Annotated in this window: 20 protein-coding genes and 1 pseudogene; 8 read left to right on the top strand and 13 right to left on the bottom strand. The window is 69.5% G+C overall.

All coding sequences use genetic code 11. The features are described 5' to 3' along the window. The 5 genes from ACIRP7_RS35095 to ACIRP7_RS35075 form a co-directional block, all read right to left on the bottom strand. Positions 1–4,619, bottom strand: a 4,619-nt coding sequence (locus tag ACIRP7_RS35095; RefSeq protein ID WP_403667749.1) for an amino acid adenylation domain-containing protein, incomplete at its 3' end; no start/stop codon positions are given. Positions 4,620–4,793: 174 nt separating this feature from the next. Beyond that, positions 4,794–5,075, bottom strand: a complete 282-nt coding sequence (locus tag ACIRP7_RS35090) for an acyl carrier protein (RefSeq protein WP_403667747.1) — start codon at positions 5,073–5,075, stop codon at positions 4,794–4,796. A 13-nt stretch (positions 5,076–5,088) separates the two neighbouring features. After that, positions 5,089–6,765 (bottom strand): acyl-CoA dehydrogenase, encoded by a 1,677-nt coding sequence (locus tag ACIRP7_RS35085; protein ID WP_403667744.1) that lies wholly within the window; start codon positions 6,763–6,765, stop codon positions 5,089–5,091. After that, entirely contained in the window at positions 6,755–8,512 is a 1,758-nt protein-coding gene (locus ACIRP7_RS35080; RefSeq protein ID WP_403667741.1) for an acyl-CoA dehydrogenase family protein, read from the bottom strand. The genes ACIRP7_RS35085 and ACIRP7_RS35080 overlap by 11 nt, the downstream gene beginning before the upstream one ends. Then, positions 8,509–8,718: a hypothetical protein gene (locus ACIRP7_RS35075; RefSeq protein WP_403667739.1), complete on the bottom strand. Its 210-nt coding sequence runs from the start codon at positions 8,716–8,718 to the stop codon at positions 8,509–8,511. The genes ACIRP7_RS35080 and ACIRP7_RS35075 overlap by 4 nt, the downstream gene beginning before the upstream one ends. Positions 8,719–9,664: 946 nt before the next feature. Here ACIRP7_RS35075 and ACIRP7_RS35070 point away from each other — a divergent pair. Next, the gene (locus tag ACIRP7_RS35070; protein ID WP_403667737.1) at positions 9,665–10,099 is read left to right on the top strand and encodes a peroxiredoxin; all 435 of its coding nucleotides are present in this window, start codon (positions 9,665–9,667) and stop codon (positions 10,097–10,099) included. Positions 10,100–10,419: 320 nt separating this feature from the next. On the opposite strand, the gene ACIRP7_RS35065 is transcribed toward ACIRP7_RS35070, so the two are convergent. Continuing rightward, positions 10,420–11,301, bottom strand: a complete 882-nt coding sequence (locus ACIRP7_RS35065) for a transcriptional regulator (RefSeq protein WP_403667734.1) — start codon at positions 11,299–11,301, stop codon at positions 10,420–10,422. A gap of 1,133 nt (positions 11,302–12,434) precedes the next feature. Here ACIRP7_RS35065 and ACIRP7_RS35060 point away from each other — a divergent pair. Further along, positions 12,435–12,785, top strand: coding sequence for a hypothetical protein (locus tag ACIRP7_RS35060; protein WP_403667731.1), 351 nt, complete (start codon positions 12,435–12,437; stop codon positions 12,783–12,785). Here ACIRP7_RS35060 and ACIRP7_RS35055 read toward each other — a convergent pair. The 3 genes from ACIRP7_RS35055 to ACIRP7_RS35045 form a co-directional block, all read right to left on the bottom strand. Continuing rightward, a complete protein-coding gene (locus tag ACIRP7_RS35055; RefSeq protein ID WP_403667776.1) occupies positions 12,754–15,171 on the bottom strand; it encodes an aminotransferase class I/II-fold pyridoxal phosphate-dependent enzyme in 2,418 nt (805 codons plus the stop codon). The genes ACIRP7_RS35060 and ACIRP7_RS35055 overlap by 32 nt on opposite strands. Further along, positions 15,171–16,190, bottom strand: coding sequence for a 4-hydroxyphenylpyruvate dioxygenase (gene hppD / locus ACIRP7_RS35050; RefSeq protein ID WP_403667729.1), 1,020 nt, complete (start codon positions 16,188–16,190; stop codon positions 15,171–15,173). Before hppD ends, ACIRP7_RS35055 begins: the two co-directional genes overlap by 1 nt. A gap of 76 nt (positions 16,191–16,266) precedes the next feature. Continuing rightward, positions 16,267–17,850 carry an MBL fold metallo-hydrolase gene (locus ACIRP7_RS35045; protein WP_403667726.1) on the bottom strand — a complete coding sequence of 528 codons (1,584 nt, stop codon included), beginning with the start codon at positions 17,848–17,850 and terminating at the stop codon, positions 16,267–16,269. 293 nt (positions 17,851–18,143) lie between these two features. Here ACIRP7_RS35045 and ACIRP7_RS35040 point away from each other — a divergent pair, with 293 nt between their 5' ends. The 4 genes from ACIRP7_RS35040 (at position 18,144) to ACIRP7_RS35025 (ending at position 21,575) form a co-directional block, all read left to right on the top strand. Next, on the top strand, positions 18,144–19,352 hold the full coding sequence (locus ACIRP7_RS35040) for a cytochrome P450 (RefSeq protein ID WP_403667723.1): 1,209 nt from the start codon (positions 18,144–18,146) through the stop codon (positions 19,350–19,352). Positions 19,353–19,551: 199 nt separating this feature from the next. After that, positions 19,552–20,067: a hypothetical protein gene (locus ACIRP7_RS35035; RefSeq protein ID WP_403667720.1), complete on the top strand. Its 516-nt coding sequence runs from the start codon at positions 19,552–19,554 to the stop codon at positions 20,065–20,067. A gap of 746 nt (positions 20,068–20,813) precedes the next feature. Further along, a complete protein-coding gene (locus ACIRP7_RS35030) occupies positions 20,814–20,972 on the top strand; it encodes a winged helix-turn-helix domain-containing protein (protein WP_403667717.1) in 159 nt (52 codons plus the stop codon). Positions 20,973–21,026: 54 nt separating this feature from the next. Beyond that, entirely contained in the window at positions 21,027–21,575 is a 549-nt protein-coding gene (locus ACIRP7_RS35025) for a transposase (RefSeq protein ID WP_403667774.1), read from the top strand. 85 nt (positions 21,576–21,660) lie between these two features. Here ACIRP7_RS35025 and ACIRP7_RS35020 read toward each other — a convergent pair whose 3' ends face one another. After that, on the bottom strand, positions 21,661–21,873 hold the full coding sequence (locus ACIRP7_RS35020) for an MbtH family protein (protein WP_041132243.1): 213 nt from the start codon (positions 21,871–21,873) through the stop codon (positions 21,661–21,663). A gap of 318 nt (positions 21,874–22,191) precedes the next feature. Between ACIRP7_RS35020 and ACIRP7_RS35015 the strand changes: the two genes are divergently transcribed. Continuing rightward, on the top strand, positions 22,192–23,262 hold the full coding sequence (locus ACIRP7_RS35015) for a MupA/Atu3671 family FMN-dependent luciferase-like monooxygenase (RefSeq protein ID WP_403667713.1): 1,071 nt from the start codon (positions 22,192–22,194) through the stop codon (positions 23,260–23,262). Positions 23,263–23,405: 143 nt separating this feature from the next. Here the strand turns inward: ACIRP7_RS35015 and ACIRP7_RS35010 are convergent, their stop codons facing one another. Further along, positions 23,406–23,780 carry an ATP-binding cassette domain-containing protein gene (locus ACIRP7_RS35010; RefSeq protein ID WP_403667711.1) on the bottom strand — a complete coding sequence of 125 codons (375 nt, stop codon included), beginning with the start codon at positions 23,778–23,780 and terminating at the stop codon, positions 23,406–23,408. Here ACIRP7_RS35010 and ACIRP7_RS35005 point away from each other — a divergent pair. Beyond that, positions 23,773–24,096, top strand: a pseudogene (locus ACIRP7_RS35005) (hypothetical protein); the annotation flags it as partial. The gene ACIRP7_RS35010 and the pseudogene ACIRP7_RS35005 sit on opposite strands and share 8 nt — an antisense overlap. Before the next feature lie 43 nt (positions 24,097–24,139). Here ACIRP7_RS35005 and ACIRP7_RS35000 read toward each other — a convergent pair. Next, complete coding sequence (locus ACIRP7_RS35000) at positions 24,140–24,952, bottom strand: polysaccharide deacetylase family protein (RefSeq protein WP_403667708.1); 813 nt, start codon at positions 24,950–24,952, stop codon at positions 24,140–24,142. Next, positions 24,949–26,448 (bottom strand): glycosyltransferase, encoded by a 1,500-nt coding sequence (locus ACIRP7_RS34995; protein ID WP_403667705.1) that lies wholly within the window; start codon positions 26,446–26,448, stop codon positions 24,949–24,951. Before ACIRP7_RS34995 ends, ACIRP7_RS35000 begins: the two co-directional genes overlap by 4 nt. Between the last annotated feature and the right edge of the window lie 11 nt (positions 26,449–26,459).

The following is a 26,459-nucleotide window of genomic DNA, read 5'->3' as shown; positions in this document are numbered from 1 at the left end:
GCGAACAACCCCGGCAACGTCGACGACGCCACCTCAACCGCCGTCTCGTTCCACTCCTCCACCACCAGACGGCGCTCATCCGCACCCAGCACATCCACGGCGCTCAAACGCGTCCCCGGCTGCGCCGTCACCGTCTCCATGACCTGGACCAACCAGCCCGCGATCCGCCGCACGGTCTGCGCATCGAACAAGTCCGCCGCCGCCAGGAGCACACCCCGCAAGCCGGCCGGCGCACCGTCAGCATCGAACGTCTCGCGCAGGTTCAGGTCCAGGTCGAACCTGCCGGATGCCAGGCCGGTCGGCACCCGTTCGACGCCCAGTCCGGGCAGCTCCAGCCGTGCCGAAGCCGTGTTCTGCAGGGTGAGCATGACCTGGAACAGCGGGTGGCGTGCCATCGACCGGGCCGGCGACAGCTCCTCCACCAGCTTCTCGAACGGCACGTCCTGGTGCGCGAACGCCCCAAGACTGGCCTCCCGAACCCGCTCCAGCACCTCGTCGAAGGTCGGGTCACCGGACAGGTCGGTCCGCACCACCAGGGTGTTGACGAAGAACCCGACCAGGTCGTTCAGCGCCTCGTCGGTGCGCCCGGCGACCGGCGACCCGATCGGGATGTCCGCGCCGGCGCCGATCCGGTTCAGGGTGACCGCCAACGCCGCCTGCAGCACCATGAACAGGGTCACTCCCCGCTCACGCGCCACCTCCAGCACCCGCGCATGCAGCTCGGCCGGGGCATCGAGCAGCACCTCGTGCCCACGGTACGAGGCGACCGCCGGGCGCCGGCGATCGGTCGGCAGCTTCAACTCCTCCGGTGCCCCCGCCAACGCCTCCCGCCAGTACGCCACCTGCCCGGACAGCACGCTGTCCGGGTCCTGCTCGTCGCCGAGCAACTCCCGCTGCCACAACGCGTAATCCGCGTACTGCACCGGCAACGGCTCCCACACCGGCGCCGCACCGCGCAGCCGTGCCGCGTACGCCGCCGACACATCCCGCAGCATCGGGCCCGTCGACCAACCATCACCCGCGATGTGGTGCACCAGCACCACCAGCACATGCTCCTGCGGCGCCACCGCGAACACCGTCGCCCGCAGCGGGATCTCCGCCGCCAGGTCGAACGCGTAACCTGAGGCCTCGGCCACCGCACCGTCCAGCTCTTGCGGCGCCACCTCGACCACCGCGAGCTCGAACCCGCATGCCTCCACCGACAGGACACGCTGATACGGCTCACCATCCACCGCCGGCAGGACCGTGCGCAGCACCTCGTGCCGCCCGATCACGTCCTTGAACGCGGCCGCCAGTGCCTGCTGGTCCAACTCTCCGCTCAGTCGCAGCGCCACCGAGGCGTTGTAGGTAACGCTCGGACCCTCCAGCTGCCCCAGGAACCACAGGCGGCGCTGCGCGAACGACAGCGGCACCCGCTCCGGCCGCTCCGCCGGCACCAGCGCCGCACGCCCTTCGGTGACCGCCGATTCGGCCAGCCAGGCCGCGACCCCGGCCGGCGACGGCTCCTCGAAGAACGCCTGGATCGGCAACTCGACGTTCAGGACCGTCCGGATCCGGCTGATCAGCCGGATCGCCAGCAGCGAGTGGCCGCCCAGAGCGAAGAAGTCGTCGCCGACGCCGACCCTCTCCACCCCCAGCACCTGCGCGAACACACCACAGAGGATCTCCTCGTGCACCGTCGCCGGACCAGGGCCGACGGCCTTGGCAGTGGAGGACAGATAGTCCGGAGCGGGCAGGCCGGCGCGGTTCAGCTTGCCGTTGGCCGTCAAGGGCAGCGCGTCCAGCACCACCACCGCGGAGGGCACCAGATACCCCGGCAGCCGCTCGGCCAGGAACACGAGCACGAGCTGACTCAGTCGCACGGCGTCAGCCGTCACCGGGGCGGCGGCGGGAACGATGTAGGCGATCAGCCGCTTGTCGCCAGGGAAGTCCTCACGGACGACGACGGCGGCCTGTGCCACCGACTCGTGCGTGGCCAGCACCGCTTGCACCTCACCCGGTTCCACCCGGAAGCCGCGCACCTTCACCTGCTCGTCCGTACGGCCCAGGTGCACCAGTTCTCCGTCGGTGGTCCACCGCACCAGGTCGCCCGTCGCGTACATCCGCTCGCCGGCCGGGCCGAACGGGCAGGCCACGAACCGCTGCGCGGTCAGACCCGAGCGCCCCACGTACCCGCGCGCCACCTGCGGACCGGCCACGTACAACTCGCCCGCCGCACCGACCGGAACGGGGCTCAGCGACCCGTCCAGCACGTAGGCACGGGTGTTGGCCACCGGCACCCCGAGCGGCACCACGCCCGCGGCAACCGGCTTCCGGTCGAGTCGGCCGGCCACCACGCCGATGGTCGTCTCAGTGGGCCCGTAGTGGTTGAACACACCGCGGTCACCGGCCACTTCGAGCAGTCGGGCGACCAGCGTCGGCGAGGCCGCCTCGCCGCCCAGCACCAGCGTCCCGGCCGGCATCAGGGCGGCCAGGCCGGCTGCCGCGCCCAGCGCCGCCAGGTGCGAGGGCACCACCTTCATGAACTCGATGCGGTTCTCCGCCAGGTACTGGGCCACGGCTGACGGATCGGTCACCGCGCCCTCCTGCAGGACGTGCAGTTCACCGCCGGTCGTCAGGCTCGCGAACAGCACGGTGTTACCGAGGTCCGTCACCGTGGACTGCAGCAGGGCATACCTACCGCCCGGCGCACCGAAGCCGACCTGTCCTGGAACCGAGGCCACGTAGTTCGCGAGCCCGCGGTGCGTCACAGCCACGCCCTTGGGCTCGCCGGTCGAGCCGGAGGTGTAGATCACATAGGCCAGCTCATCGGCCATCACGTCGAGTTCCGGCGAAACGGCGGGTAGTTCGATCAGCTCGGCCAGCACCGTCGGGTCATCCAGGGCGATCGTGCGCACACCCTGGGCTGCCAGCTCACCGATCAGCGCCCCTTCGCCCAGCACATGCCCGGCCCCGCTGTCGGCCAGCAACTGCCCGAGCCGCTGCGCCGGGTACGCCGAATCCAGCGGCAGGTACGCCGCCCCCGCCTTCCACACCGCCAGGATCGCCTCGATCGCCTGCAGGCCGCGCGGCAAGCACAGACCCACCAGCGACTGCGCGCCGACTCCCTGGGCGAGGAGGTGGTGCGCCAACCGATTGGCTCGCGCGTCCAGCTCGGCGTAGCACACCGCCGCGCCGTCGGCTACCACGGCAACCGCCTGCGGCGTCGCGGCCACCTGGGCCGCGAACCGCTGCGGTACCGGCTGGGCCTCGTCGGGTACCACGGTGTCGTTCCAGCTCTCCAGCACCAGCCGTCGCTCAGCCGGGTCGAGCAGGTCGACGGTGCTGACGCAGGCGGTGGCCGGAGCACTGCTGAGCCAGTCCAGCACGGCCAGGAACCGGCGACTCACCGACAACGCCGCTTCGGCGTCGTAGTACTCGCGGTTCATCTCGATGATGGTCTGCACGCCGCCCTCGGCCGTGTCGCCGAGCACGTCGATCTTCATGCCTTCGGCAGGCCCGCTTGCCAGGCCGGTCCGGGTGATCGCGCAGTCGCCGAAACCGATCCGGCGGTCGGCCACCATGACGTCGACGATCATGTCGTACAGCGGGGTGCCGCCGACCCGCTTCAGGTCCCTGAGCAGGTCCGGGTACTGGTAGCGCTGGTGCAGCAGACCGCTCTGGACCGCTCGTTGCGTCGCCCGCGTGAGCTCCTCGACGGACGTGCCCGGACGGACCCTGAGCCGGATCGGCATGATGTTCGACGTCATGCCGGGGATGCCCACCTCACGCATGCTCGTGCGGCCACTGGCCGACACTCCGAGCACGACGTCCCGCGCCCCGGTGGACCGGTGCTGGTAGACGGCCGACGCGGCGATCACCAAACTGGCGAAGCTGACCCGAAGCCGCTTTGCGGCAGCCCGCAGCCGAGCGGTCGCGTCGACTCCGAGATCCTGCTGGTGGGTCACCGGCCGGCCGGCGAGGTGCCGCCCCTTCGGGGCCTCGGACGCCGTCTCCTCCTCATGGTCCGAGAACGCCTTCAGCCAGAATCGCCGGTCCCGGTCACGCTCCTGCGAATCCCGGTAGACCTCGTCGGTCTCGATCAGCTCCGACACCGACCGCAAAGCGCTCTCGGCCGGGTCCCCTCCTGCCCGAAGCACCCCGTACACCTGGGACAGCCGCTCAGCGAACTGCGACAGACCATTACCGTCGAGAACGATGTGGTGAGCACGCTGGTACCACAGGAAGCGATCCGACCCGAGCACGAAGAACGCATGCGCCGACAGCGCCCCACCCACGAGCTCCACCGGCGTGTCCAGATCAGCCTGGATCCACTCCTGCGCCACCGCACGCGGATCGGCTTCCCCCCGCAGATCCGCCACGTGAACCGGAACCTCCCCGGCCTCCCCCAGGAACTGCCGCGGCGTCGCGCCCTCCACACACAGGCGCAGACGGAAAGTCTCCGCCTCCTGCACCGTGCGGCGCAGCGCACGCACGAAGAGGTCCGCGTCGAGTTCGCCGTGGATCTCCGTGCAGTCACCGATGTTGTACGCCGGATTGTCAGGCGCGAGCTGCTGCGCGTACCAGACCCCCAGCTGGCCGGACATCAGATCCCACGGACCCTGTGCGGAGGCACCCATTTCTCGTATCCCTCAATCGATCGACGCACTCTGGAAGAACAAAGGCAGGACGCTGAACCCCGGCACCGGGACCGCGCGGATCAACCACACCGCCCCAGGACCCCGTCGGACCCCGCCGCCGGCAAACAAACGTGCACTAGGAGCTCTGCGGGCCTTGAAGGCCCGGAAGGCCCATCACACCGACGGCAGTGCGGCCACCAGGCCGGCCAGGTGAACGGTCAGAGCCGAAACGGTTTCGATGTCCCACACCAGGGTGGGCTCCACGGTCACACCCAACGTGTCCTCGATGTCCCCGCACAACGCGAAGGCGTACACCGACTCCAACCCGTACTCGGCGAGCGAGACACCCGGATCGATCTCCTCCACCGGCGTCTCCAGGTAATAGGACACCCGCTCCATCAACCACCGCTCGATGTCCTCATCCGACACCAGCGCACCCATTCCCCGCTCAGTCATCGAACTCCCTCTCTCATCCTGAAACCTGACGTGCGGACAGGTCGAAGAGCCGCCTGTCCTGGAAGCGCTCGACAGCGATGTCGAACAGCGCCTGCTCGGCACTCGCACGCTCGTCCGGAGTGAGCACCGGGGCGCCGCCGAGGCGTCCGGAGAGCCGGTCGAGGATTCCGAGGAGCGGCGGCGCCTCCTGCTGACGGTCATCGCTGCGCCAGACCGCGAGCGCGGCGGCGGCGGCGATCAGCACCGTGTACCGGTCGGCCACCGCGTAGGCCTCCGGAGAGGCCCCGATCGTGAGGTCCGAGGGAGCCAGTGCGGCGCACTGCTCGCGCAGCGCGAGCACCTCGTCCCTGAAGCGCACTGCGAACCGGCCGACCGGGCTCCCGGCCGGCTCTCGCTCGGCGGTCTCGGCCAGCACGCCGATCAGCCCGTCACCGGACAGCATGCCGACGGCGAGCCGGTCGAAGTCCAGCGGCGGCAGATCCGCGCCGAGGTCGAACAGCTGCTGAGCGGCGGCCGGGTCGGCCAGCCAGGACTTCCGCGCCAGTCGTGGCAGTTGCGGCAGGATCAGCACCAGGCAGGCGGAGCGCGAGATGTGGGCGAAGGTGGCCGGGGCGGCGTCCCTGACGAGCTTCTGGAACATCGCGTAGGAGCCCTCGCGGAGGTAGCCCTGGGCGCCCATGACCGCACGCAGATCCTCGAAGGCGTCCAGTACGATCCGTGACGTCAGGTACTTCACCGCCGGTGCGTAGAGCAGCGTGGCCTCCGGGGCCAGGTGCAGCGCCCGGAGTCCGACGCCGCAGAAGGCGTCGACGGCCAGCAGGTCGGCGCAGGCACGTGCGAGGACGGCGCGCACATAGGGCAGGTCGGCGGCGAAGCCACCGTAGAGGCGCCGCTCGTGCACGCACTCCAGCGCCAGACGCAGCGCGGTGTCCAACGGCCCGACGAGGATGGCTGGGATTACCACTCGGCTGAGTTGGTAGGCGCGCAAGGCGTTCTCGATGCCCTGGCCGGGCCGGCCGAGCATCGCGTCGCCGGGGATCGGGCAGTCGGAGAACCGCAGTCCGCCCAGTTGCACTCCGTTCATCCCGGAGCTGGGGAACCGCGGCAGATCCAGCACGCGGTCGGCCGGCAACTCGCCCCGGGTGACGAAGAACTGGCTGTGGCTGCGGCTGCCCGCGACCTCACTGGTCCGTGCGAAGAGCACCATGGCCTCGGCACGGCGCAGATTGGTGACGATCTCCTTGCGCCCGGTCAGCAGCCAGCCGTCGTCACTCGGAACGGCAGCGCACTCGGCGTGCGCGAAGTCGTTGCCGTGGTCGAGCTCGTGGAAGGCGGCCGCGATCCGGCCGCCCCCCAGCAGGATCTCGGCTGCCTTCGTGCGCTGCTCGTGCGTGCCGGCGGACCAGATGTTGACCGATCCGAGGAGGGAGCTGAAGCCGTAGCCGAGGCCGAGGCAGGGGTCGCGTCGCCACAGTGCCCGCTGCACTTCGGCAAGCCGGTCGGCCCGCACCAGCCGGCCACCGTACGCGGCGGGCACGAACTCGGCGTTCATGCCGTAGGCGTCCAGCAGGCGCTCGCCCTCGGTGAGCATCTCGTGCCGCTCATCGGCGGCGAGGATGGCGGCGTAGCCGACCGGGTTGTCCGGGTCCCGTGGGTCGCCGAACAATGCGTCCAACTTTTCAGCGCTCACGCGAGTCCTTCCCCTGCTGAAGCGTTCGGGGCGCCGACGCCCCGAACGGGGTGATGGGGGCACCGGTGTTCGCGGCGTCGACGATGAGACCGGCCAGCGTGGCGTCGAGCCGGTCGTCGCCGGGCCCGGCAGCCGGCACCGGTACTCGCAGTGCCGCAGCGAGCCTGGCCAGCAGGGCACGCAGCGCCGCCCGCACCCAGAGGCCGTCCTGCCACAGCGACTCTCCCCCGTGCTCGGATTCACCCGTGGCCCACAGGTGCAGGCAAGCCGCGCCCGCGTAGCAGAGCTCATAAGCGGCGGCCAGCTCGTAGGCGGCCATGGCGGGACGGGCGGCGGGCGCCACGTCGGCCATCCGACCGTGCAAGTACTCGGCCATGGCGCCCAATGCGGCGGCCTGGTCGGCGAGACCGGTGGGAGCGGGCCGACTGCCGATCGACTCGACGAGCGCCGGCAGTGCTTGCACCACCGAGCATCCCTGCCGGGACACCAGGGTCAGTGCGCCACGGTCGACGGGTCGGACCGGGCCGCCGACCGACACGGCATCGGCCAGTCCGCCCGCATCGACGGTGCCGCTGCCGAAGCCACGGACCAACATGGGGAACTGCTGCACCAGGGTGGCGCGGTTCACCGGGGTACTGCCGTCGAACACCGCCACGATCTGGTGGTCGCGCCACACCTTCTGGAACGCGCCGTACTCGTAGACATCGGAGAGGAAGGAACGTGCGCCGAGCAGTTCGGCGAGCTCCCCCAGCGTGGCGTCGACCAGGGTGGGCGCGAGTGCCTTGGCTGCCGCCGAGGTCACGCTCATCTCCGCAGTGAGGCTGTGGATCGAACGGGCGGCGAGCAGCGCGGTCGCCTCCGTAGCCATCAGCAGCCCGGCGCTGCGGGCCAGAACCGAGGCCGGGAACGGCCGCTCGGCCAGCGGGCGCTTCTGGATGATGCGCGCCCCCACGAACCGGGCCGCGAGTCGCAGCGCGTACTCACCGGCGCCGAGGGAAAGTGCGGTGCACATCGTCCGGGTGAACTGGAGCGCGAGCAGCACCGTCTCCAGGCCGCTTCCCTCCGGGCCGATCAATGCGTCGGCCGGCAGCAGCGCACCGTCGAACTCGAGGCCGGAGATGTCGATCCCGCGGATGCCGTGCGTCAGTACCTTCGGCAGTGTCCGCCAAGTGCCAGGCGACAGCGCCGACTTGTCGACGAGGAAGAGGCTCTGGCCACGCCCGGTGCCGTCCCGGCCGGTGCGCGCGAGCAGAGTGACATGGCCAGAGCGGGTGGCGTTGTTGATCGGCCACTTCACGCCGTCGACACGGTAGCCGTCAGGCTCCGCCGTGGCGGTGACGGAACCGCTCAACAGGTCGGCGCCGTGGTCCGGCTCGGACAGCGCCCAAGCCACCGGGATACCTGACATCACCGCGCCGGCGGTGGTCCTGGCCTGCTCCGGGTTGCCGGCAATCCACACCGGGGCCACGCCCAGGTACGTCTTGGCGTGGGCCGTCACTGCACTGATGTCACGGCGAGCGGCGGTGCGCCAGAGCCGGATCAGGTCCTCGTGGTCGGACAACGCGCCGCCCCACTCGGCCGGCACGTAGTAGGCCGGCAGGCCGAACCCATCGAGGCGGGAACAGAAGTCCCCGGGAAACTGCTCGTTCTCATCGAGTTCCAGGGACCGGCGAGCCGTCTCGTCGAGCGTGCCCAGGGCTTCATCGAGGGCCGCCTCGATCCCGGCGCCCGCGCGGGTGGCGGTCACGTGAGGTATCCCGCCGCCAGGCACCGCACCTTGGGGTCCAGTTCGCGCGACGGGGTGAGCCGCACCGGCTCCGTGAAGCCGAGGCTCACGTTGTCTTCCTCGGCAGTGCCACCGGAGACGGTGAGAGCGGCTTTCTCCGGGTGACGCGCGATCCGCGCGTCGAAGGCAGCCCCCAGGCTCTGGTAGCCGCCGAGATCGAAATCCATGCTGTTCCCCTAGGCTGCTGCTGCTTCAGTCACTGTTGTCTCGGGGGTGCGGCGCACCGTCCCGACTCCCTACTCAGCCGAGATGCGGCCGCCTCGCGTCGCCGTCCAGGCCGCACTACTCGCGAAGCGCACATCATCGGCGTCGGTTGCGTCGGCATTAGGGATCATGGCGAGGCCGCCGACCACTATGCCCCCAACCCTCGTCGCTCGGTAAGTGGCAGAGTGCGCGCTGACCGTGAACACCCAGATGGTGCGGGGGCGCCGGAATGCAAAGGTGTGCGTTCTCGGACGAGTGCGCGCGGGTGTCCAACTGCCGCACACCATCGGTTGAACATCCGGTCGCCGGCGAGCGGGACCGCAACGCTCGAGCCGATGCCAAGCCATCACTCGTGAAGGCCCCTACTTTGAGGCACCGTTGCTATCGGGATCCTGGGTGACTGCCCGTCTTGGAGGTGCGCTTTGAAAGCTCAGGCTCGACCGTCCGGCATGAACGGTCCAGTCTGTTCCATCTTTCTGACAACGCCATGCGGCTGTCGCATGTCCGGTCGACCAGGGCATCAATCGGTCAACTCTTACGCGCGAAAGCCTTCTTGAGTAAACGCGTTCAGCCTGGATAGGCTGATTCATCCCACCTGCGTGACGGCGTCAGCGTCGTTCAGTGGCGCTGTGCCAACAGGATGTAGAGGTCGGTCTCGCGGTACTCGCAAACCTGCCGCACCTCGGTCCGCATCCCATGGCTATTTAACAGCGCGTCAAAGACGGCGACTTGTCCGCCCGTGCCGACCGAACTCAGTAACGGCGGCGATCGACGAACTCATTGCGCGAAAAAAAGGGGTTGACCACTTGGCGGTAACGCTGACCGCTCGCCTCAACACGGCCCGCCTACCGCGGTCGACCGGTTGCCGGGCCGCCGGCGATCACACGGACGGCCACTAGCGGCGACCAGGTGCCGCTGGACGAACTGGGAGCCGACCGGTCGGTGCTCTACCTCTACCCGTTGAGCGGCCGCCCGGACGTGAACCCACCGGAGGGTTGGGAGAGTATCCCGGGCGCGGCTGCACCGCCGAGGCGTGCGGCTTTCGCGACCACCACCGCGAACTCGTCAACGCCGACGACCGTGTACGGCCTGTCCTGCCAGGACACCGCCTACCAGCAAGAGGTGGTCAAGCGGTTGCGACCGCCGTTCGCGCTGCTCTCCAATCCCTGCCTGGAGCCGGCGGCCGCCCTCGGTCTGCCGACCTTCGAGGCCGACGGGACGCAGCCGCACTTGCGGCTCACGCTGATCGTCCACGACGGCATGATCGAGCACGCGTTCCACCCGATCGACGAGCCCGGCGAACACGCCGGGCAGGTACTGGCATGGCTGAAGGGAACCAGATAACCCAACGCACGGCGGCGCGGGTGACGCGGACTACGAACACGACCGGCGGATCTTACTCCGCCTACCGGCAGCCAGAACCGCAGATCGCCACGCTGATCGAGGGGCTCTCGCTAGCGCCCGCACCATCGTCGGCGTGGGCGCCGGGTCAAACTCCTACACGTGACGGCCTTCGACGTCACCCGGTGGAGCTGTCGGCCTCGATGCGCGCTCAGCGGCCCGCGCACCTGATCCCCGCCGCATGACAGCAGCGCCCATCGGCTGCCTCGCCGGTCTGTGCCGGGCCCGCGTGCGACCGCCACGACGGGCCCGGCACTACTCGGTCAGCCGGTCGCGGCCTGGTCCACCGCGCGAACCCGCTCGTCCAGTTGCTGCGCGAACTCCAGCCAGGTCTCGGCGCACTGCCGGGCGATGTCCACCACCAGGGCACCGCAGTGCGTGGGCACGACCTCGGTGAGCTCGGACCATTCCTTGGCCCCCACCGCGTTCTGCTGCAGCAGGCGCAGCAGTTGGCGGCCTTCTTCCTTGTGGCGCAGCGACGGGTCGCGCAGCAGTTTCTCCAGCACCGTGGCCGGATCGGACCGCATCAGCCGCATATGCTGGGCTACGGTCGCTTGGGTCCGCCGGGCCGGGAGCACCACGCCCATGGCGCCGTCGCCCGCCTGCTCGGTGGCCGACGCCTCCCCGGCCGCCAGCCGGCGCCGGACATCGCTGACCGTCGCCGGGGAGAGCCCGGCCAGCCTGGCGACCTCGCGCAGCGAGGCCTCCGGGCGCTCGGCCAGCAGCTCAGCGGCCCGACGGCGCCCTTCCAGGCTGTTCAGCGGACGGACCTTGCCGTCTCGACCGACCCTCGCCTGCAACTGCGGTCCATCCGCGGTCTCAGCCACCCGGCGGCGAATCGCCGCCACCGCCTTGGCACCCAGCCCCGCGGTCCGCGCGATCGCCCGGTCGGAAAGGTGCGGGTGCGAGGTCACGATCCGCTCGGCTGCTGCCCGCCGGTCGGCCAGGGAGAGTGGCAGACCATGGGCGACATTCGCCTCGACCGCCTTCAGGAAGGCATCCGCGCTGCTGCCGTCGAAGAACTCAACCTCGATGGCCAGTTGGTCCTTGGCAACCGCGGCCAGCAGCCGGTGGGTCCCGTCGATCACGCGCATGGTGTGCCGCTCGACCAGGATCGGCGGAAGCGGGCCGTCCAGCTCCGCCAACCTGGCGATGTGCTCCTCGTCCCGGCCACCGGTGCGCGGTGACTCTCCCAACTGCAACACGGCGACCGGCACCACAACGGTCGATGTCAGGTCTCCAATAGTCCGCCTCACGCGCTCCCCCTGATTGTTGTCGGCTCCGAGCTGGGCCCAGGCCCGTGTCGATACTCCGCAGGGGCGTCCCGTCGAGGTGCCTACCAGGTCCCGAAGGCTCGCTCCGCGAATCACGCCAAGGTTCGAAGCCAGCCCTCAAGGACGTCCCAGCCAAATTCCATACTCGATCATGACTTCCGCCCCATGAACTGTCGAGGGGTCACAACCAGCCAGCCGCGTATGGCTCGTCAATTGGCTTGAATCACGCATTGAATGACCGTCATTCCTTCATCCAGCCCGTGGCCCCCTCCCGTGACACCAGTCCGCGTCGGCACGTGCGATGGGCCCACCCATGGCATTTTGAGCAACGCGAACACACCCTGGATGGTGCGACTAACATAAATCAGACGGCGCATCAACCGAATTCTCCTCCCCCTGGCGAACCCCTCGGCCGCCGCCCTTCGGTCAGGCGTCCTACCTGTACATACCTCACAGACAGGAGGTATAGCGCCCGAAACGGCCGAAGGCACAAATCCAGCGACATCACGCGTTCAACGCGACCTACGGAAGGCGGGGTACTCGCCGATTTCCGAGCGCATCCGACCCAGCGAAGCACGGTAGGCGTTCCGGTCAAGTGCTCTGAGGCAGAGGTGTAAGTTCCTCTGATCTCTGATTGTCTGGTGCAGCAACATGAAAGGGGTCAGGGGTCATGGCGTCACCGCGCCGAGCACAGTGGCGAGGACTACGCCTTCCGTCACGTGAATGGCACGGAGGGTCCCGGGTCGCAACTGCTGCCCGACGTGCGGGGGTGGGAGGAGAACCGGCCCAGCGTGCGAATCGCGACCTGGCGCAACACGACCCAACCAGCGAACACCGTCGCCGGGACCAGCGGCAGCGGCGACCAGGTCCACGGACTGGCCGGCGTGCCTCAGGTGCATCACCAGCCCGGTGCCAGTCGGGAGCACCGCTATGGCGAACAACAGCCCCGGTGCCCGCGCCGACCAGGACGAGCCTACCTCCACCGTCGTTTCCACCGTGCTCACTTGGCGGTCGTCTTCGCCAACCGGGGCATCGGCGGCTCGGGCGTATCGGAGGGCAAGTACTCGCTGGCCAACATGGTGGCTGACACCAAGGGGCTGATCGAGGCGCTGGGACAATCGGCCCGTGCCGGATGTAACTCGCCGCGTTTCTCGGCGCTTCGCAGGATGTGGCAGGCGGCGAGCAGTTTCAGCAGGGGGAATGACGCCGTACAGCGTGCCGACGAGCCTGATCCGCTTGGGAGAAGCAGCGCCTCGGCGATCGACCATCAGGTGCGGGTGGGCGCCGGCATGGGTAGCTCCCTCGGGTTCGGGCGCGGACGGCTCAGTCGCGGGCCGTCCGGGACTGGGACTTGATGAAGTGGGCCAACCGCTGCGCCCCGTCGGCTATCTCCTGGTGCGTCAGGTAGCTGACGGACAGCCGGACGGCGTACTCGCCACCGCCGTCCGGATAAAAGTAGGACATCGGGGTCCAGATCACGCCGAACTCCTCGGCCGAGCGGATCAGCGCCGCGTTGTCGGCCGGAAACGGTACGGTGAGGCTGAGGAAGAAGCCGCCGGTGGGCTCGTTCCAGCGCACCCCGAGGGCCTCCCGCTCGGCGGCCGGGAACTGCTTGGCGAGCTCCTCCAGGGTGACCCGCATCGCGTCGCCGTAGTAGGCGGCGGTCTCGCTGTTCAGCTCGGAGGTCCGACCGTCGGCCGCGAGCAGCATGCCCGCTACCACGGCCTGGCTCACGGCCGAGGTATTCACCGTGATCATGCTCTTGATCTTGGTGAGCTCGTCGGCCAGCAGGCAGGTGCGGCCGTCGGCATCCACCACCGTCTGGTCGGCCACCACGTAGCCGACCCGGGCGCCGGGGAAGAGTGTCTTGGAGAGCGATCCCAGCTGCACCACCCGCCGGTGGCGGTCCAGGGATTTCAGCGTGGGCAACTGCTGCCCCGGGCTGACCATCCGGTACGGGCTGTCCTCCAGCACCAGGATGTCGTGGCGCTGCGCCAGGTCGAGCAGGTCGAGCCGGGTCTGCAGCGGCATCGTGGTACCGGACGGGTTGGAGTGGTCGGGGATCACGTAGAACCCCCGGGGACGGCGGCCGCGGGCCTGTTCGGCCAGGATGGCCGCTTCCAGATCGGCGCAGTCGAAGCCCGACTCGCGCTCGGCCACGGCGGTCTGGGTGACGTCCAGCAATCGGGCCGCGCCGGTGATCCCCACGTAGCAGGGGCTGGAGACCAGCAGCACGTCCTCGGGTCCGGAGATCAGCGCCCGCACGGTGAGGAACATCGCTTCTTGGCACCCCACCGTGACCACGATGGACTCGGCGCCGACGTCGGTATTCTCGTCCTTGCGCAGCGAATCCGCGATCAGCTCGCGGATCTGGCCACTGGTCGGGCCGTACTGGAAGAGCGCGGAGCGCACCTGTCCGGGCGAGGCGCCCTGGGCCTCCAGATGGTCAAGGTAGCGCCGCAGATGGGTGAAGATCTGCTCGGCGTCGAAGAAGCCGTCGTACGGGCGGCCGGGGGCGAACGAGATCGCCTGCGGATAGCGAGCGGTGACCTCGTTGAGGAAGTTCATGGTGTCCAGCACCGGGTCACTGACACTCCCATGCAGCTCGGCCTTGCGCAGCACAGTGGCTGGCGTGGTCCGAACCGCGCTCGGCGCCGGGGTGGCTTCGGGCTCCGCGCCGACCAGGGCAGGACCCGCCTCGGCAACTGACGGGGTCCCGGTGAGTGCCATGGCTTCGATCAGTTCCTCGGTGATCAGCTCAAGTAGGTGCGCCGCGCCGTTCTCGCCACCGACCGCGAGACCGTGCAGCACCGGACGGCCCAGCAGCACCGCGTCAGCGCCCAGTGCCAGGGCCGCCAGCACGTCGGCACCGCGGCGGATGCCGCCGTCGACCAGTACCGGCCGCACACCGCCGACCGCCGCGGTGATCTCGGCGAGCACTTCCAGACTGGCCGGGACACCGTCCAGTTGGCGGCCGCCGTGGTTGGACACCACGATCCCGTCTACCCCGGCGCGCAGTGCCGCCCGGGCGTCGATCCCGCTCAGAACTCCCTTGACCAGCACCGGGAGTGAACTGATCTCACGCAGCCAGTCGATGACCGACCAGTCGAGCGCGGGATCGAACTCGGTGAGCGCATGTGCGCTCGGCGAGGCGTAGTCGCCGCCGGTGAGGTTGGCCGGCACCATCCGGTCCGGCAACCGGAAGTCGTTGCGCAGGTCGCGCAGCCGGCGGCCGAGCCGGGGGGCGTCCACGGTGAGCACCAGCGCCTCGAAGCCGGCCCGCTCGGCCCGTTCCACCAGCTGCCGGGTGGTAGAGCGGTCGCGGAAGCAGTACACCTGCAGCCAGAGCGGAGCGGTGGCGGCCTCGGCGATGGACTCGAAGGTTCGCCCGGCGAAGGTGCTCACCACCAGCGGCAGGCCGGCCCGGCCGGCGGCCCGCGCGGTGGCCACCTCGCCATCCGGATCAGCAAGGGTGTGGTAGGCCATCGGCGCCACCGCTATCGGCACCGGCCAACTGTGCCCCAGCACCGTGGTCTTGGTGTCAGGCGCACCGGATCCAGACAGCACCCGCGGCCGCAACCGCACCCGGTCGAACGCCGCCAGATTGGCCGCAAGAGTCCGCTCCTGGCCGGCGCCACCGGCGATGAAGTCCCAACTACCCTGGTCGAAACGGACCCTGGCGGCTTCCTCGTAGTCCTTCAGGGTGAACAGGCCGGTGGTCTCGGGGCCTTCGGTACCCATCACGAAGTCAGCCGATCGAGCTCCACCGCTTCATACAGGGCGCGGATGTTGGCGCTGCCGAAGCCTCGCGAACCGTTGCGCTGGATGAGCTCGAAGAAGAGCGTGTTGCGCGGGTAGGGCGAGCGGGTGAAGACCTGCAGCAGGTCACCCCACTCATCGCGGTCGGCCAGGACTTTGGTCTCGCGCAGCTCTTCGACCTGGGCGTGCAGACCGCCGAGCCGCTCGCCGAGCATGTCGTAGTAGCTGTCCGGTGTGTCGAGGAACATGACACCCCGCTCACGGCACTCGTGCACCGCGGTGATGATCTCACCGGTGCGGAAGGCCAGGTGCTGCACCCCCTCACCGCCGTTGCGCTCCAGGAAGTTGTCGAGCTGTCCGTGCTCCTTGCCCGGGTCCGGTGCAACCAGGGTGAGGATGGCACTTCCCGAGTCGCTGCGCATCACGATGGAGTCCATCGCCTGGGCGCCGACCGCAACATACTCCGAGGAGTAGCGGGAGAAGCCGAAGACATCACGGTAGAAGTCGGCGTACTTCTCCAGGGTGCCACCCTCAAGGCAGACCGCGATGTGGTCCAGGCCGGTGACCCGACCGGTTACCGCCGTCGCGGTGCCCCCAGGTAGGGGAGACCAACTACGTTTGACGAAAGGTCCGTTGCCCAGCGGATCAGTCGGCAGCAGGGTGTGCACGACATCTCCGAAGCCGGACACGACCGGCAGGCTCTGCAAGGAACGCGTCACCGTGGCGCCGGCGGACGCCGCCGCCGCGGCCGTCGCCGCCACGTCGTCGCAGGTCAGCGCGACGTCGGCGATGCCGTCCCCGTGCTGCTCCAGGAACCTCACGGTCCCCCGCCCGGAGGTGACCACCAGGCGAACCTCACCCTGCTGCAGGAGCACCGAACTCCGCTCCGGCTCAACCGCGTCGGCCACCCGGGCGAACCCCATGGCGGACACGAAGTAGTCGACGGTCGTCGCCTTGTCTCTCGTGTACATCTCGACATAGGCGATGTCGTGCGCAGCCATGGAAGTACCTCCGACAGGGGCTGGGAGAGCATTTCGGCGAGGGATTCGCCTGGGGCCTGCGGTAAACCTCGCCCTGCTACCAGCGCCACTCCTGCTGCTTGAAAAGGTGGCCGGCCGGGATGTCGTGCTCCTTGCACCAGCCGAGGAAGTCCCCGATCTGCTTGATCTGGTAAGTGTCCGGGGTGTAGGTGGTCGCCATCACGTGGCCCAGCCAGTCCTCCTCGCCCATCGCGTAGACGTAGGCCTCCTTGGCACCCAGCTCGACCATGATCGCGGCGGCCTGCTCGGCGTTGGATCCGGAGAGCTTGCGGGAGTTGCTCATCTTCTTGGTGACCGGGATGGTCAGCAGCGCCTGGTAGAGCCAGGTGAGCGGGGCGCCGTCGCACTCCATGCCGAGGAAGGCGAAGTCGGCGGTGCCCAGGTGGCCCTTGACGTAGCGGTAGAGCTTGGGGTCGATGCCGGAGGAATCGGCGCCGATGAAGACCTTCTTGCCCGCCAGCTCGGCCCAGTAGGTCGACTTGGCGCGGATGTCCAGGTCGCAGTGCTCGCCCAGGAACGGGGTGGCGGTGATCTTGCCCCCCGGAAACTCAACCTCGTCGAAGTCGTCGACCTCCACCACGTCGAAGCCCTGGTGCTTGAGCATCAGCGCGATCGACGGGTCGGCCAGGTTGCCGCGGGAGTAGCGCGGGCAGACGATCTTGCCGACCCGGCCGCGCAGCTGCAGCAGGGTCTCCATGACGATGTGGTCCTGGTGGCCATGGGTGATCAGCACCAGGTCGATGTAGTCCGGCAGGTCGTCCAGGGTGTAGCGGTCGTCGGCGTCGCTGTCCGCGCTGATGAACGGGTCGGTGACGATGGCGGCTTCGGGGGTCTGCAGAACCAGGCAGGCGTGACCGAAGTAGCGGATCCGGCCACCGGACTCGATGTGGCGGTCCCCGTTCAGGGCCGGAGTCTCGCTCAACATGGTGCGCAGCACGGCCGCCTGCTCGTCGTTCAGCTCCAGTGCCTCACGCAGGCGGGCCAGCGTGGTCGGCTTGACGCGGGCCTTGAACAGCTCCGTCAGACCGGGGTGCCGGAACGGGATGTCCAGCTCCAGCACGTCCTCGGAGGGCAACCGCGGGGTACTCAGGATGAACGGGCGCTCGATGCCGGTCTCGAAGGAGAGCTGCACCGACTGGCGCGACTCCTGGTAGTACGGGCTGTGGTAGAGCACCGGCTCCAAGAAGCGCAGCTGCGCCTGGTTGTCGGTGTCGTAGGCCAACTCGACCAGACCACCCAGCTCCTCCGGCAGCTTCGGGTAGAGCGGGGTCAGGTCGAAGCCGGTCGCGTTGGCCCGCAGGATCTCCTGACCGGCGGCGATCGCTTCGGCGAACTTCAGCATGTCGGCCCGGTCCCGCTTGATGGCGGCGAGCAGCTCGCGCACCTCATCGGCGCGCTCCTCCGGGATGTTGATGAAATAACCGCCGCGCAGCTCCGGATTGTTGCTGGCCGCGACATGCACCTGCGGGGACTGCAGGTACGACTCGAGCAGCGGAACATGCAGGAACGCCAGGTTCATCGCCGCCTGCACCGGCGCCATGGTGTGCGGCTGGGCGACAAACCTGTCCACCAGCGGCTCGATTATGACCTTGGACCGCAGAAACAACTGCTCATCAGTCATCTGCACTCCTCCTTCCCGGAGAAAACGACACCATCAACAGGGCAACCACCGATTCGGCGTACCTCAGCCCGGAATAATTTCATCCGACCAGGGAACATAGCCTCCCGGCGCTGAAGAGATCAACATGCCTCAATAACTTGGGACGCCGTTCGGTAGCGGTGTTCAAGTGCGCTCTTGCGGCACTTGAACAGGCCGCTCGGACGACCTGGAGCGGGCGACTCGGCAAGCCTTGACGCTGTGCGAAACAGCATGCCACCGTGAAATCAACCCTTTAGACCCCTGCGAGGCATCGCGTGCAAAGCAAGCCGATCGAGCCGCCACCGCCTATCAACCTGGTCGATCCAGAACTCTATTCACATGGCGACCCTTTTGCGCAGTGGCGGTGGCTGCGCGCCAATGACCCGGCCCACTGGCACGAACCGGCCGAACTGCCCGGCTACTGGTCGCTGACCAAGTACGAGGACGTGCGAACCGCCTACCGCGATCACGAGACCTTCAGCTCCGCACACGGAATCCTGCTGCGGCCCGCCGACCACGGAGTCGACCCCGGGGGCGGCCGCACCCTGGCCCTCACCGATCCGCCGCGCCACCGCCAACTGCGCGGCGTGGTGGACGAGTGGTTCACCGTCCGGTCGATCCGGACACTCGAGGAGGAAATGCGGGACATTGCCCGCACCGTGGTCGGCGACGCCTTGGCCCAGGAGTCCTGCGACTTCGTCGCAGAAATCGCCGCGCGCATTCCGCTTTATGTCATCTGCAAGATGATGGGCATCCCAGAGTCGGACTGGAAGTATCTGTACGACCTCACCAGCAAGGCTTTCGCCGATGGCGACCCACTGACCCGCCGATTCGCCCACCTCGACATCATGGGGTACTTCGAGAACCTCCAGGAGGAGAAGGCGGCGGATCCGGGCGACGACCTGGTGAGCGCACTCGCCACCGCCGTCATCGACGGTGACCGGCTCAGTCCGGACGACATCATCCTGAATTGCGACAACCTGCTCGTTGGCGGCACCGAGAACACCCGGATCTCAGCTGCCGGCGGTATGCTCGCCTTCCTCCAGCACCCCGAGCAGTGGGACATCCTGCGGGCGGACGCGAGCCTGCTGCTGTCCGCCGTCGAGGAAGTGCTGCGCTGGACCTCGACCGCTACCCACATCATGCGCACCGCGGCCAGGCCGATCGGGATCCACGGCAAACGGATCGAGCCCGGCGACCGCGTGGTGTTCTGGCTCCCGTCGGCCAACCGCGACGAGACGGTGTTCGACGATCCGGACCGCTTCGATGTGCTGCGCAAGCCGAACCGGCATCTGGCGCTGGGCTTCGGCGAGCACTTCTGCCTCGGCAGCGTGCTGGCCAAGTCCGAACTCCGTTTTATTTTCGGCGAGTTGCTCAACAGCGGGATCGACATCGAGCTGGCCGGAGAGCCGAAACTGTTGGCATCGATCGTCGTCAACGGCCCCGAGTCCCTGCCGGTCCGCCTGACGCGTCGGAGCGCGTGACCCGATGTCCACGACAGGGTCCACCTCATCGTCCGGAGATGGCCGCGACGGCCGACCTCAGTCCTGGCCGGCCTCGGCATCTGCCTGCACAGCACCGAGATCGACAACGCCGCGCTGGTGGCCCAGCTGGGCACCACCGACGAGTGGATCCGCAGTCACACGGCATCGCCGCACGGCGCCGGGCGGCCCCGGGGTGTCAATGCGCGGCCTGGCCTGCGAGGCCGGCGCCAACGCGCTGAGCTCGGCGGGCCTGCGAACGGTCAGCGGCGCGGTGCTGGCCACCACGACACCGGACCGCCCGTGCCCGGCCGCAGCGCCCGAGGCCGCCCACCGCCTCGGCCTGGGCCAGGTCCCGGCGTTCGACATCTCCGCCGTGTGCAGCGGGTTCGTCCACGCCACCGCGGTGGCCAAGGGCCTGATCACCAGCGGCGTCGTCGACAGCGTCCTGATCGTGGCGTCCGAAATCTACTCTCGGATCGTCGACCCGACGAACCGCGGCACGGCCGTAATCTTCGGCGACGGCGCGGGCGCGGTAGTGCTGCGCCGCGGCACCACCGCGGACCAGGGCGCGCTGCTGGCGTTCGACCGCAGCGGTGACGGTTCCGGCCACCACCTCATCCAGGTGCCCTGCGAGCTCGAACAACCCGACAGCCCGCACTGGTTCGGGATGGCCGGCCGCAAGGTCCAGCCCTGTGACACGACCAGCCCGAGGTAACCCTCACTCCTACCGCCTGGCGACTGCTGGCCGACACCGATCCGGCCGTGCTCGGTGCGCTGAGGGCGGCCCCGCGCCGCAGCACGCGAGATCGCCTGGCTGCAGCCCGGCGAAACCCGCGACGGCATCCCCGCCTCACACGCCGGCGGACGTCAACTACCCGGCCTTGTCCTGGACATCGCCGCCACCTTGATCACCTGTTACTCCTCGAAGGAACACACCGCACCCACCAACAAGCACGGCTTCGGCAACCACCCGCTGCTGTGCTCCCTCGACGACTCCACCATCCTCCGCGCCCACCAGCACGCCGCCGGGGCCCGAAAACGGGACCCACAACCAGGCACTCGGACGCTCCCGAGGCGGACTGACCACCAAGCTCTCACAAGTACGGGTGAGCGGCTGATGTATCCGGGAGCGGTTCCACAGACCGGGAGGAGTTGATGGGTGTGAGATATGCGGATGGGTGCGGGTTGACCACCGCGAGACGGCTGCGCCGGGAGACGGTGCGGATGCAGCCCGCCGAGCTGTTCGAGCAAGAGGTCAAGCCGACGGAGGTAGCCCGGCGTCTGCGGGCGAGTCCGAAGTCCGCCGCCAGTGCCACTAGTTGTGGCGCGAGGACGGGGTCGAGGCGCTGGCGTCACGTGGCCCGAGCGGGTCGCGGTGCCGTCTGTCCCCGCGTGCTGCCTGGAGAAGCTCTCCGCGTATCTGGACCAGGCCCGGCCGCGCACGGCTGGATGGAGGACCGGGTGTGGACCGCGTCGCGGGTGGCCACGCTGATCGGTCGCACGTTCCACGTCCCGTACAGCGTCTCGGGCGCTACGCGGCTGATGCACCGGCTCGGCCTCAGCCCTCAAGTGCCCGCTCGGCGGGTGGTCGAGCGTGACGAGCGGGCCGTCACCGCCTGAAAGGAGGCGACATAGGCGGAGATGTAAGGAGCTCGGGCGGCCTGCGAGGGCTACATTTGCTTCGAGGACGAAGCAGGCTTCACCCGCCGACCGCCCAAAGGCCGCACCTGGGGCCGGCGCGGTTGCACGCCGGTCGTTACCGTCAGCGTCCACCGCTCGGGACGCCTGTCCGTGGCGGGACTGATCGCCATGCGGCCGAGCTCGCGCACCCACCCGGCGGGCAAGGGCCAGCGCCGCAGCATGGGCGAGTACGACGTCATCGCCCTGGTCGACGGAGTGCACGACCTCGTCAAGGCGCCGATCGTGTTGGTCTGGGACCGCCTGAACACCCACGTCTCCCACGCCATGAGCGAGTTGTTCTCCGAGCGCACCTGGCTGACGGTCTTCCTCCTCCCCGCCTACTCACCCGACCTCAACCCGGTGGAATGGGTCTGCACACACGTCAAGCGGAGCCTGGCTAACCTCGCCGTGGTCGCCCTCGACCGGCTCGAAGCCCTCGTCCGCAACCGGCTCAAGCGCCTGCAGTACCGGCCCGAGATCCTCGACAACTTCATAGCCGGCACCGGCCTGACCCTCGACACCCCAACGAGCCGAAGTCAGTGAGGAGTCGGCGCCCGGCGCGACACCCCCGAAGGCCGCTGCCACGAGGGGAGCGGCCTTCGGGAGTGCTGACGGGGGTGTAGGGCGATCAGCTCTGGGCCATCGCAGCGATCAGGCTCTTGGGCCGCATGTCGGTCCAGTTCGCCTCGATGTAGTCAAGGCACTCCTGCCGCGCAGCCTCGCCGAACACCGAGGTCCAGCCGGCCGGCACCTCGATGAAGACCGGCCACAGCGAGTGCTGGCCCTCGTCGTTGACCAGGACCAGGTAGTTCGCGTCAGGGTCCTCGAACGGGTTCGTCATCACGTCGTCCTTCCTGCGGGCACGATGTGGACCGTCCGGTCCCACCGCGACCCACTATGGCCCGGGGTGCCGAGTCGGAGTCAAACAACCGCCACACCGAGCACGCCGTGGCCCGGATTATCCGTCTAACTGCGGCCCGGCGCCGGTTGAACAGGGCACTTCGCACCGTCTGCGGTCGGTCTTGATCCACGTCGCGCACGGTGCCAAGGTGTCCGCGGCGGAGCGTGCCAGTCTCGGCCAGCCGGGTGGTCAGGCGCGGCGACTCGGCGTCCTCCTTCACTCAACTGCACACCGCGTGCACACGATCCGGAGACGCGGATGGACTTCAGCCTCTTCTACTTCGCCAACAACGACACCGAGCAGCAGGACTGCTACCGGCTGCTGCTGGAGGGCGCGCGCTTCGCGGACGACCACGGCTTCACCGCGGTGTGGACCCCGGAACGCCACTTCCACGCCTTCGGCGGGCTCTACCCCAATCCCGCGGTCACGGGCGCCGCGGTCGCCGCGGTGACCAAGCGGGTGGCCGTGCGGGCCGGCAGCGTGGTGGCACCGCTGCACCACCCGATGCGGATCGCCGAGGAGTGGTCGGTCGTCGACAACCTCTCCAACGGGCGGGCGGGGGTGGCGATCGCCTCGGGCTGGCACGCCGCCGACTTCGCGCTGCGCCCGGAGAACTACGAGACCCGCAAGAGCGCGCTGATGGACACGATCGACACGATTCGCCGGCTGTGGCGGCGTGAGTCGGTCGAACTCGTCGACGGCGCGGGCGAGTCGGTGTCGCTGACGATGTTCCCACCGCCGGTTCAGCCCGAGCTGCCGGTTTGGCTGACCACCGGCGGCTCCCCGGCGACCTTCGAACTTGCCGGACGGCATGGCCTGGGTGTCCTCACCCACCTGCTGGGCCAGGAGGTCGGGACGCTGGCGCAGCGCATCGCCGAGTACCGGGCGGCATACCAGGAGCACCAGGGCGACGGGGGGCGCACCCACGTGGCGGTGATGTTGCACACCTTCGTAGGCACTGACCGCGAGGCCATACGGGAGACCGTGCGCGAGCCGTTCTCCCGCTACCTCGCCAGTTCCTTCGACCTGCTGGTCAAGGCTGCCGAGGCCGCGGGAGCCGACGGCGCCGCGATGATGCGGGAGCTGAAGAAGGTGAGCGAGGAGGACCGCCGTTTCCTGGTGTCCCAGGCCTTCGACCGGTACTTCGAGACCAGCGGCATGTTCGGGACCGTCGAGGAGTGCATGGCTATGCTCAAGCAGCTCGCCGACGCCGGCGTGGACGAGGTCGCGTGCCTGGTGGATTTCGGCGTGGCGACCGACCAGGTCGTGGACGGCTTGCAGCACCTCGCCCGGCTGCACGACACCTGGCGTGCGCACACCGGGCGCTGAGGGCGCCCGTGGGCCGACACAGATGTCCCGGCGCGTCTGAGAGGCCCCGGGACACTGAGCTGGAGACCGCCCGCCGTTCCAGACGGGGCACGCTGACCAGCAGCCCCCCGAGTAGGTCCACACCGGCGGGTCGGCAGTGGCCGTCAGCTGGAACATCTCCAACAGCTCGACCGCGCGGGCACGGGCCCCCGGCGCCCCAGGTGCATCAGCGTGCCGATCAGCAGGAGGTTCTCCCGGCCTGTCAAGTCACCGTCCAGGGCAGCGTACTGTCCGGTCAGGCCGATGTTGAGGCGCACGTCCTGCGGTTTCCGGAGCACGTCGAAGCCAGCTACCGCCGCGGAGCCGGAATCCGGTTTGAGCAGCGTCGCCAGGGCCCGTACCACGGTGGTCTTGCCAGCACCGTCAGGGCCGAGCAGCCCGTAGACGGTGCCGGCCTCGACCGACAGGTCGAAGCCCCTGAGAACCTCGGTGTTGCCGTACTTCTTCCGCAGACCCACGGCGGAGATTGCCATGTCCATCAGACTCCTCCTCGCGTGGCCGCCAGCCTCAGCCAATTCGCACCGGCAGCGACTACAGACCGCGGGTCATGTTCATCTCGTAGCGCAGCTCCGACGGCTCCACGAACTGGTCCGGGTCGCCGAAGAGGTCGCCGAGCTGGAGCCGTGGGAGGCGCTCACCTCATGGCTGAACAGGTTCACCGGCTACATGGTGACCAAGCGGGCCATCCGCGAGGCCCTCGACGCCGAGTCCGAGATCTTCGACGCCTGCCGGGACTCGCTCTACGCCGCGGGCGGTCCGCTGTTCGAGCGGGCCCAGGAGGCGGGCGTGGCGCGCAAGGACACAGACATCGGCGATCTGCTGCGGCTGGTCGCCGGCGTCACTGGGACGACCTTCGCCGACGACGCCCAGCGCGACCGGGGGCCATCGCACTGGACGGGGTGCGCGGCGCGGTGCCCGCTCCCCCGGGGCGTCCGTGCTCGCGCAGCGGCCCGACCGCCAGGCCGCGCTCCTCGCAGGTGTCGAGGATCCGTGGCAGGGCACCGAGGGCCGAGTGCCAGGCGCCCGGTGCGGAGGTGCAGTCGGAGTCGTGCAGCAGGACGGTGCCGCCGCCGACCAGGTCGCGGGTGACTGTGGCGTGGACGGATTCCGGGGTGGCCCGGGCCCTCCAGTCCTCGCCCCAGGCGGTCCACAGCACCGGGGTGAGGCCGAGGCGGTGGGCCGCGAGGTGGGCGGCGGTGGACATCACGCCGTAGGGCGGGCGGAACAGACGCGGGGTGCGGCCGGTGAGGGCGCCGACCGTGTCGCGGGCGCGCGCGAAGTCGTCGTACGTGGCGCGCGGGCCGCGCAGCAGCAGGGGGCGGTGGAGCCAGCCGTGGATGCCGATCTCGTGGCCGGCGGCGGCGATCTCGCGGACCAGGCCGGGTGAACGGCGCGCCTGGCAGCCGAGGAGGAAGAAGGTGGCGGTGACCTTCCGGTCCTCCAGGGCACGCAGAAAGAACGGGGTGGACAGCGAGTCGGGCCCGTCGTCGAAGGTCAACGCAACGTGGTCGGCACGGCCACGGCCGGCGAGGCGGGGCATGGCACAGTTGCGCAGCGGGCCGAAGGTGGACAGCACCGGGGCCGCGTGAGCGGCGGCCAGGACCGGGAGGGCGACCCGGGCGGTCGTGCGGAGCAGTTGTGCGGCACTCACGAGCGGTGGCCCTCCGGGTGATGGGCGTGCGGCGGGCCGTCGAGATCGAGGGTGCGGCCGATGGCGTGCATCACGCCACTGCCGGTATGGGTGGTGGTGACCGCGGTGCCGACCGCGCACACCCAGACAGTGCAGGCGGCGGCCGCGGCGGCGGCGAGCCGCCGTAGGACCGGACGGGTTCGGATCCTGTCTGCGGCGGAAGGCGCAGCGGCCGGACGGGCTCCGGTCGCACCTGCGGCGCAAGGAGCCACAGCCGCACCGGCTCCTGTGCCACGCATGTCGGAAGCCGCCAAGGCGAGCGGTACGGGGAGTGGTGCTCGGGCGCCGCAGGCGCGGGCTATCGCGTCCGCGGGTCCCCGGCCGGCGGCGGCGAACAGGGCGAGGCCCGCCTCGCGTTGCAGCAGGCCGCGCGAGCCGTCGATCAAGTCGCAGAGGACGTCCTTGAGTTGGGCCGCGTCGTGGATCCAGGCGGCGACACCCGCCTCGTCGAGCGCGGCCGCGTTGACCGGTCCGTGGCCCGGTATGCAGCGGTAGCTGGCGACGGGCAGGCCGGTGGCGAAGGCCTCCAGAGAGGTCAGTCCGCCGGCGTTCTGGACGAGCACGTCGGCGGCGTGCATCAGACCGGGCATGTCGTCGACCCAGCCGTAGACGTGCTCGATGCCGTCCTCGCGCAGCTGCCGGGCCAGCACCTCATTGCGGCCGCAGACCACGACCGGCACGGCCGTGCCGCAGTCGCGCAGCTCCAAGGCCACCTGCCGGACCGGGCCGACGCCCCAGGACCCCGCGACCAGCAAGGCGAGCGGGGCGGTCGCGGGCAGGCCGAACCGCGCCCGGGCGGCGCCGCGTTCGGCCTCCTGCGCGGGTCTGAAGCGCGGGTCGACGACCGGCCCGCCCACCCGGACGTCGCCCGCGCCGAGGGCCCTGGCCTGCGCGGCGGGCACGGCGTGGGCGGCGAGGTGGACGTCCACGCCGTCGGCCACCCACAGCGGGTGCACCGAGAAGTCGGTGAGGTAGGTGAACACCGGCACGTCGAGGCGGCCGGCCAGCCGCAGCCTGCCCAGCACCCGGCTGGCCCCGGGGTAGGTGGAGACGACGGCGCCCGTGTCCGCGGGCAGGGCGCGCAGCATCCGGTCCTCGGCGGTGCGCAGCAGGGCGCGGGCCAGCGGGCCGCCGCCTCCGGCGCGCTCGGTGCTGCTGTAGATGCGCTGGTAGACCCAGGGTGCCCGGACGAGCATCCGGTGGTAACTGTCACGGACCGCCCTGCCGATCCGGGCGGGCAGCAGGTCGAGGAGGTCGTAGCAGTCGACGGTGACGCCGGCCGCCCGGAGCCGGCGGTGCAGCTCGTGCGCGGCGCCGTCGTGGCCCGCCCCAATGCTGGCGGAGACGATCACGACGCGTTCGGCCGGTGCCGTACGGCGGGGCGTCTCCGCAGGCCGGGAGCTCAGGGCGGCGGCCGCGAGGGCACGCAGATACACCGTACTTCCGAGGTGGGGCATGGACTTGTTCC

Origin of the sequence: Streptomyces sp. NPDC102270 (genome assembly GCF_044766405.1) — a bacterium.
In the GTDB taxonomy this organism is placed as follows: domain Bacteria; phylum Actinomycetota; class Actinomycetes; order Streptomycetales; family Streptomycetaceae; genus Streptomyces.
The sequence above is the reverse complement of the archived record's forward strand: the minus strand, read 5'-3'. Positions and strand labels throughout refer to the sequence as shown.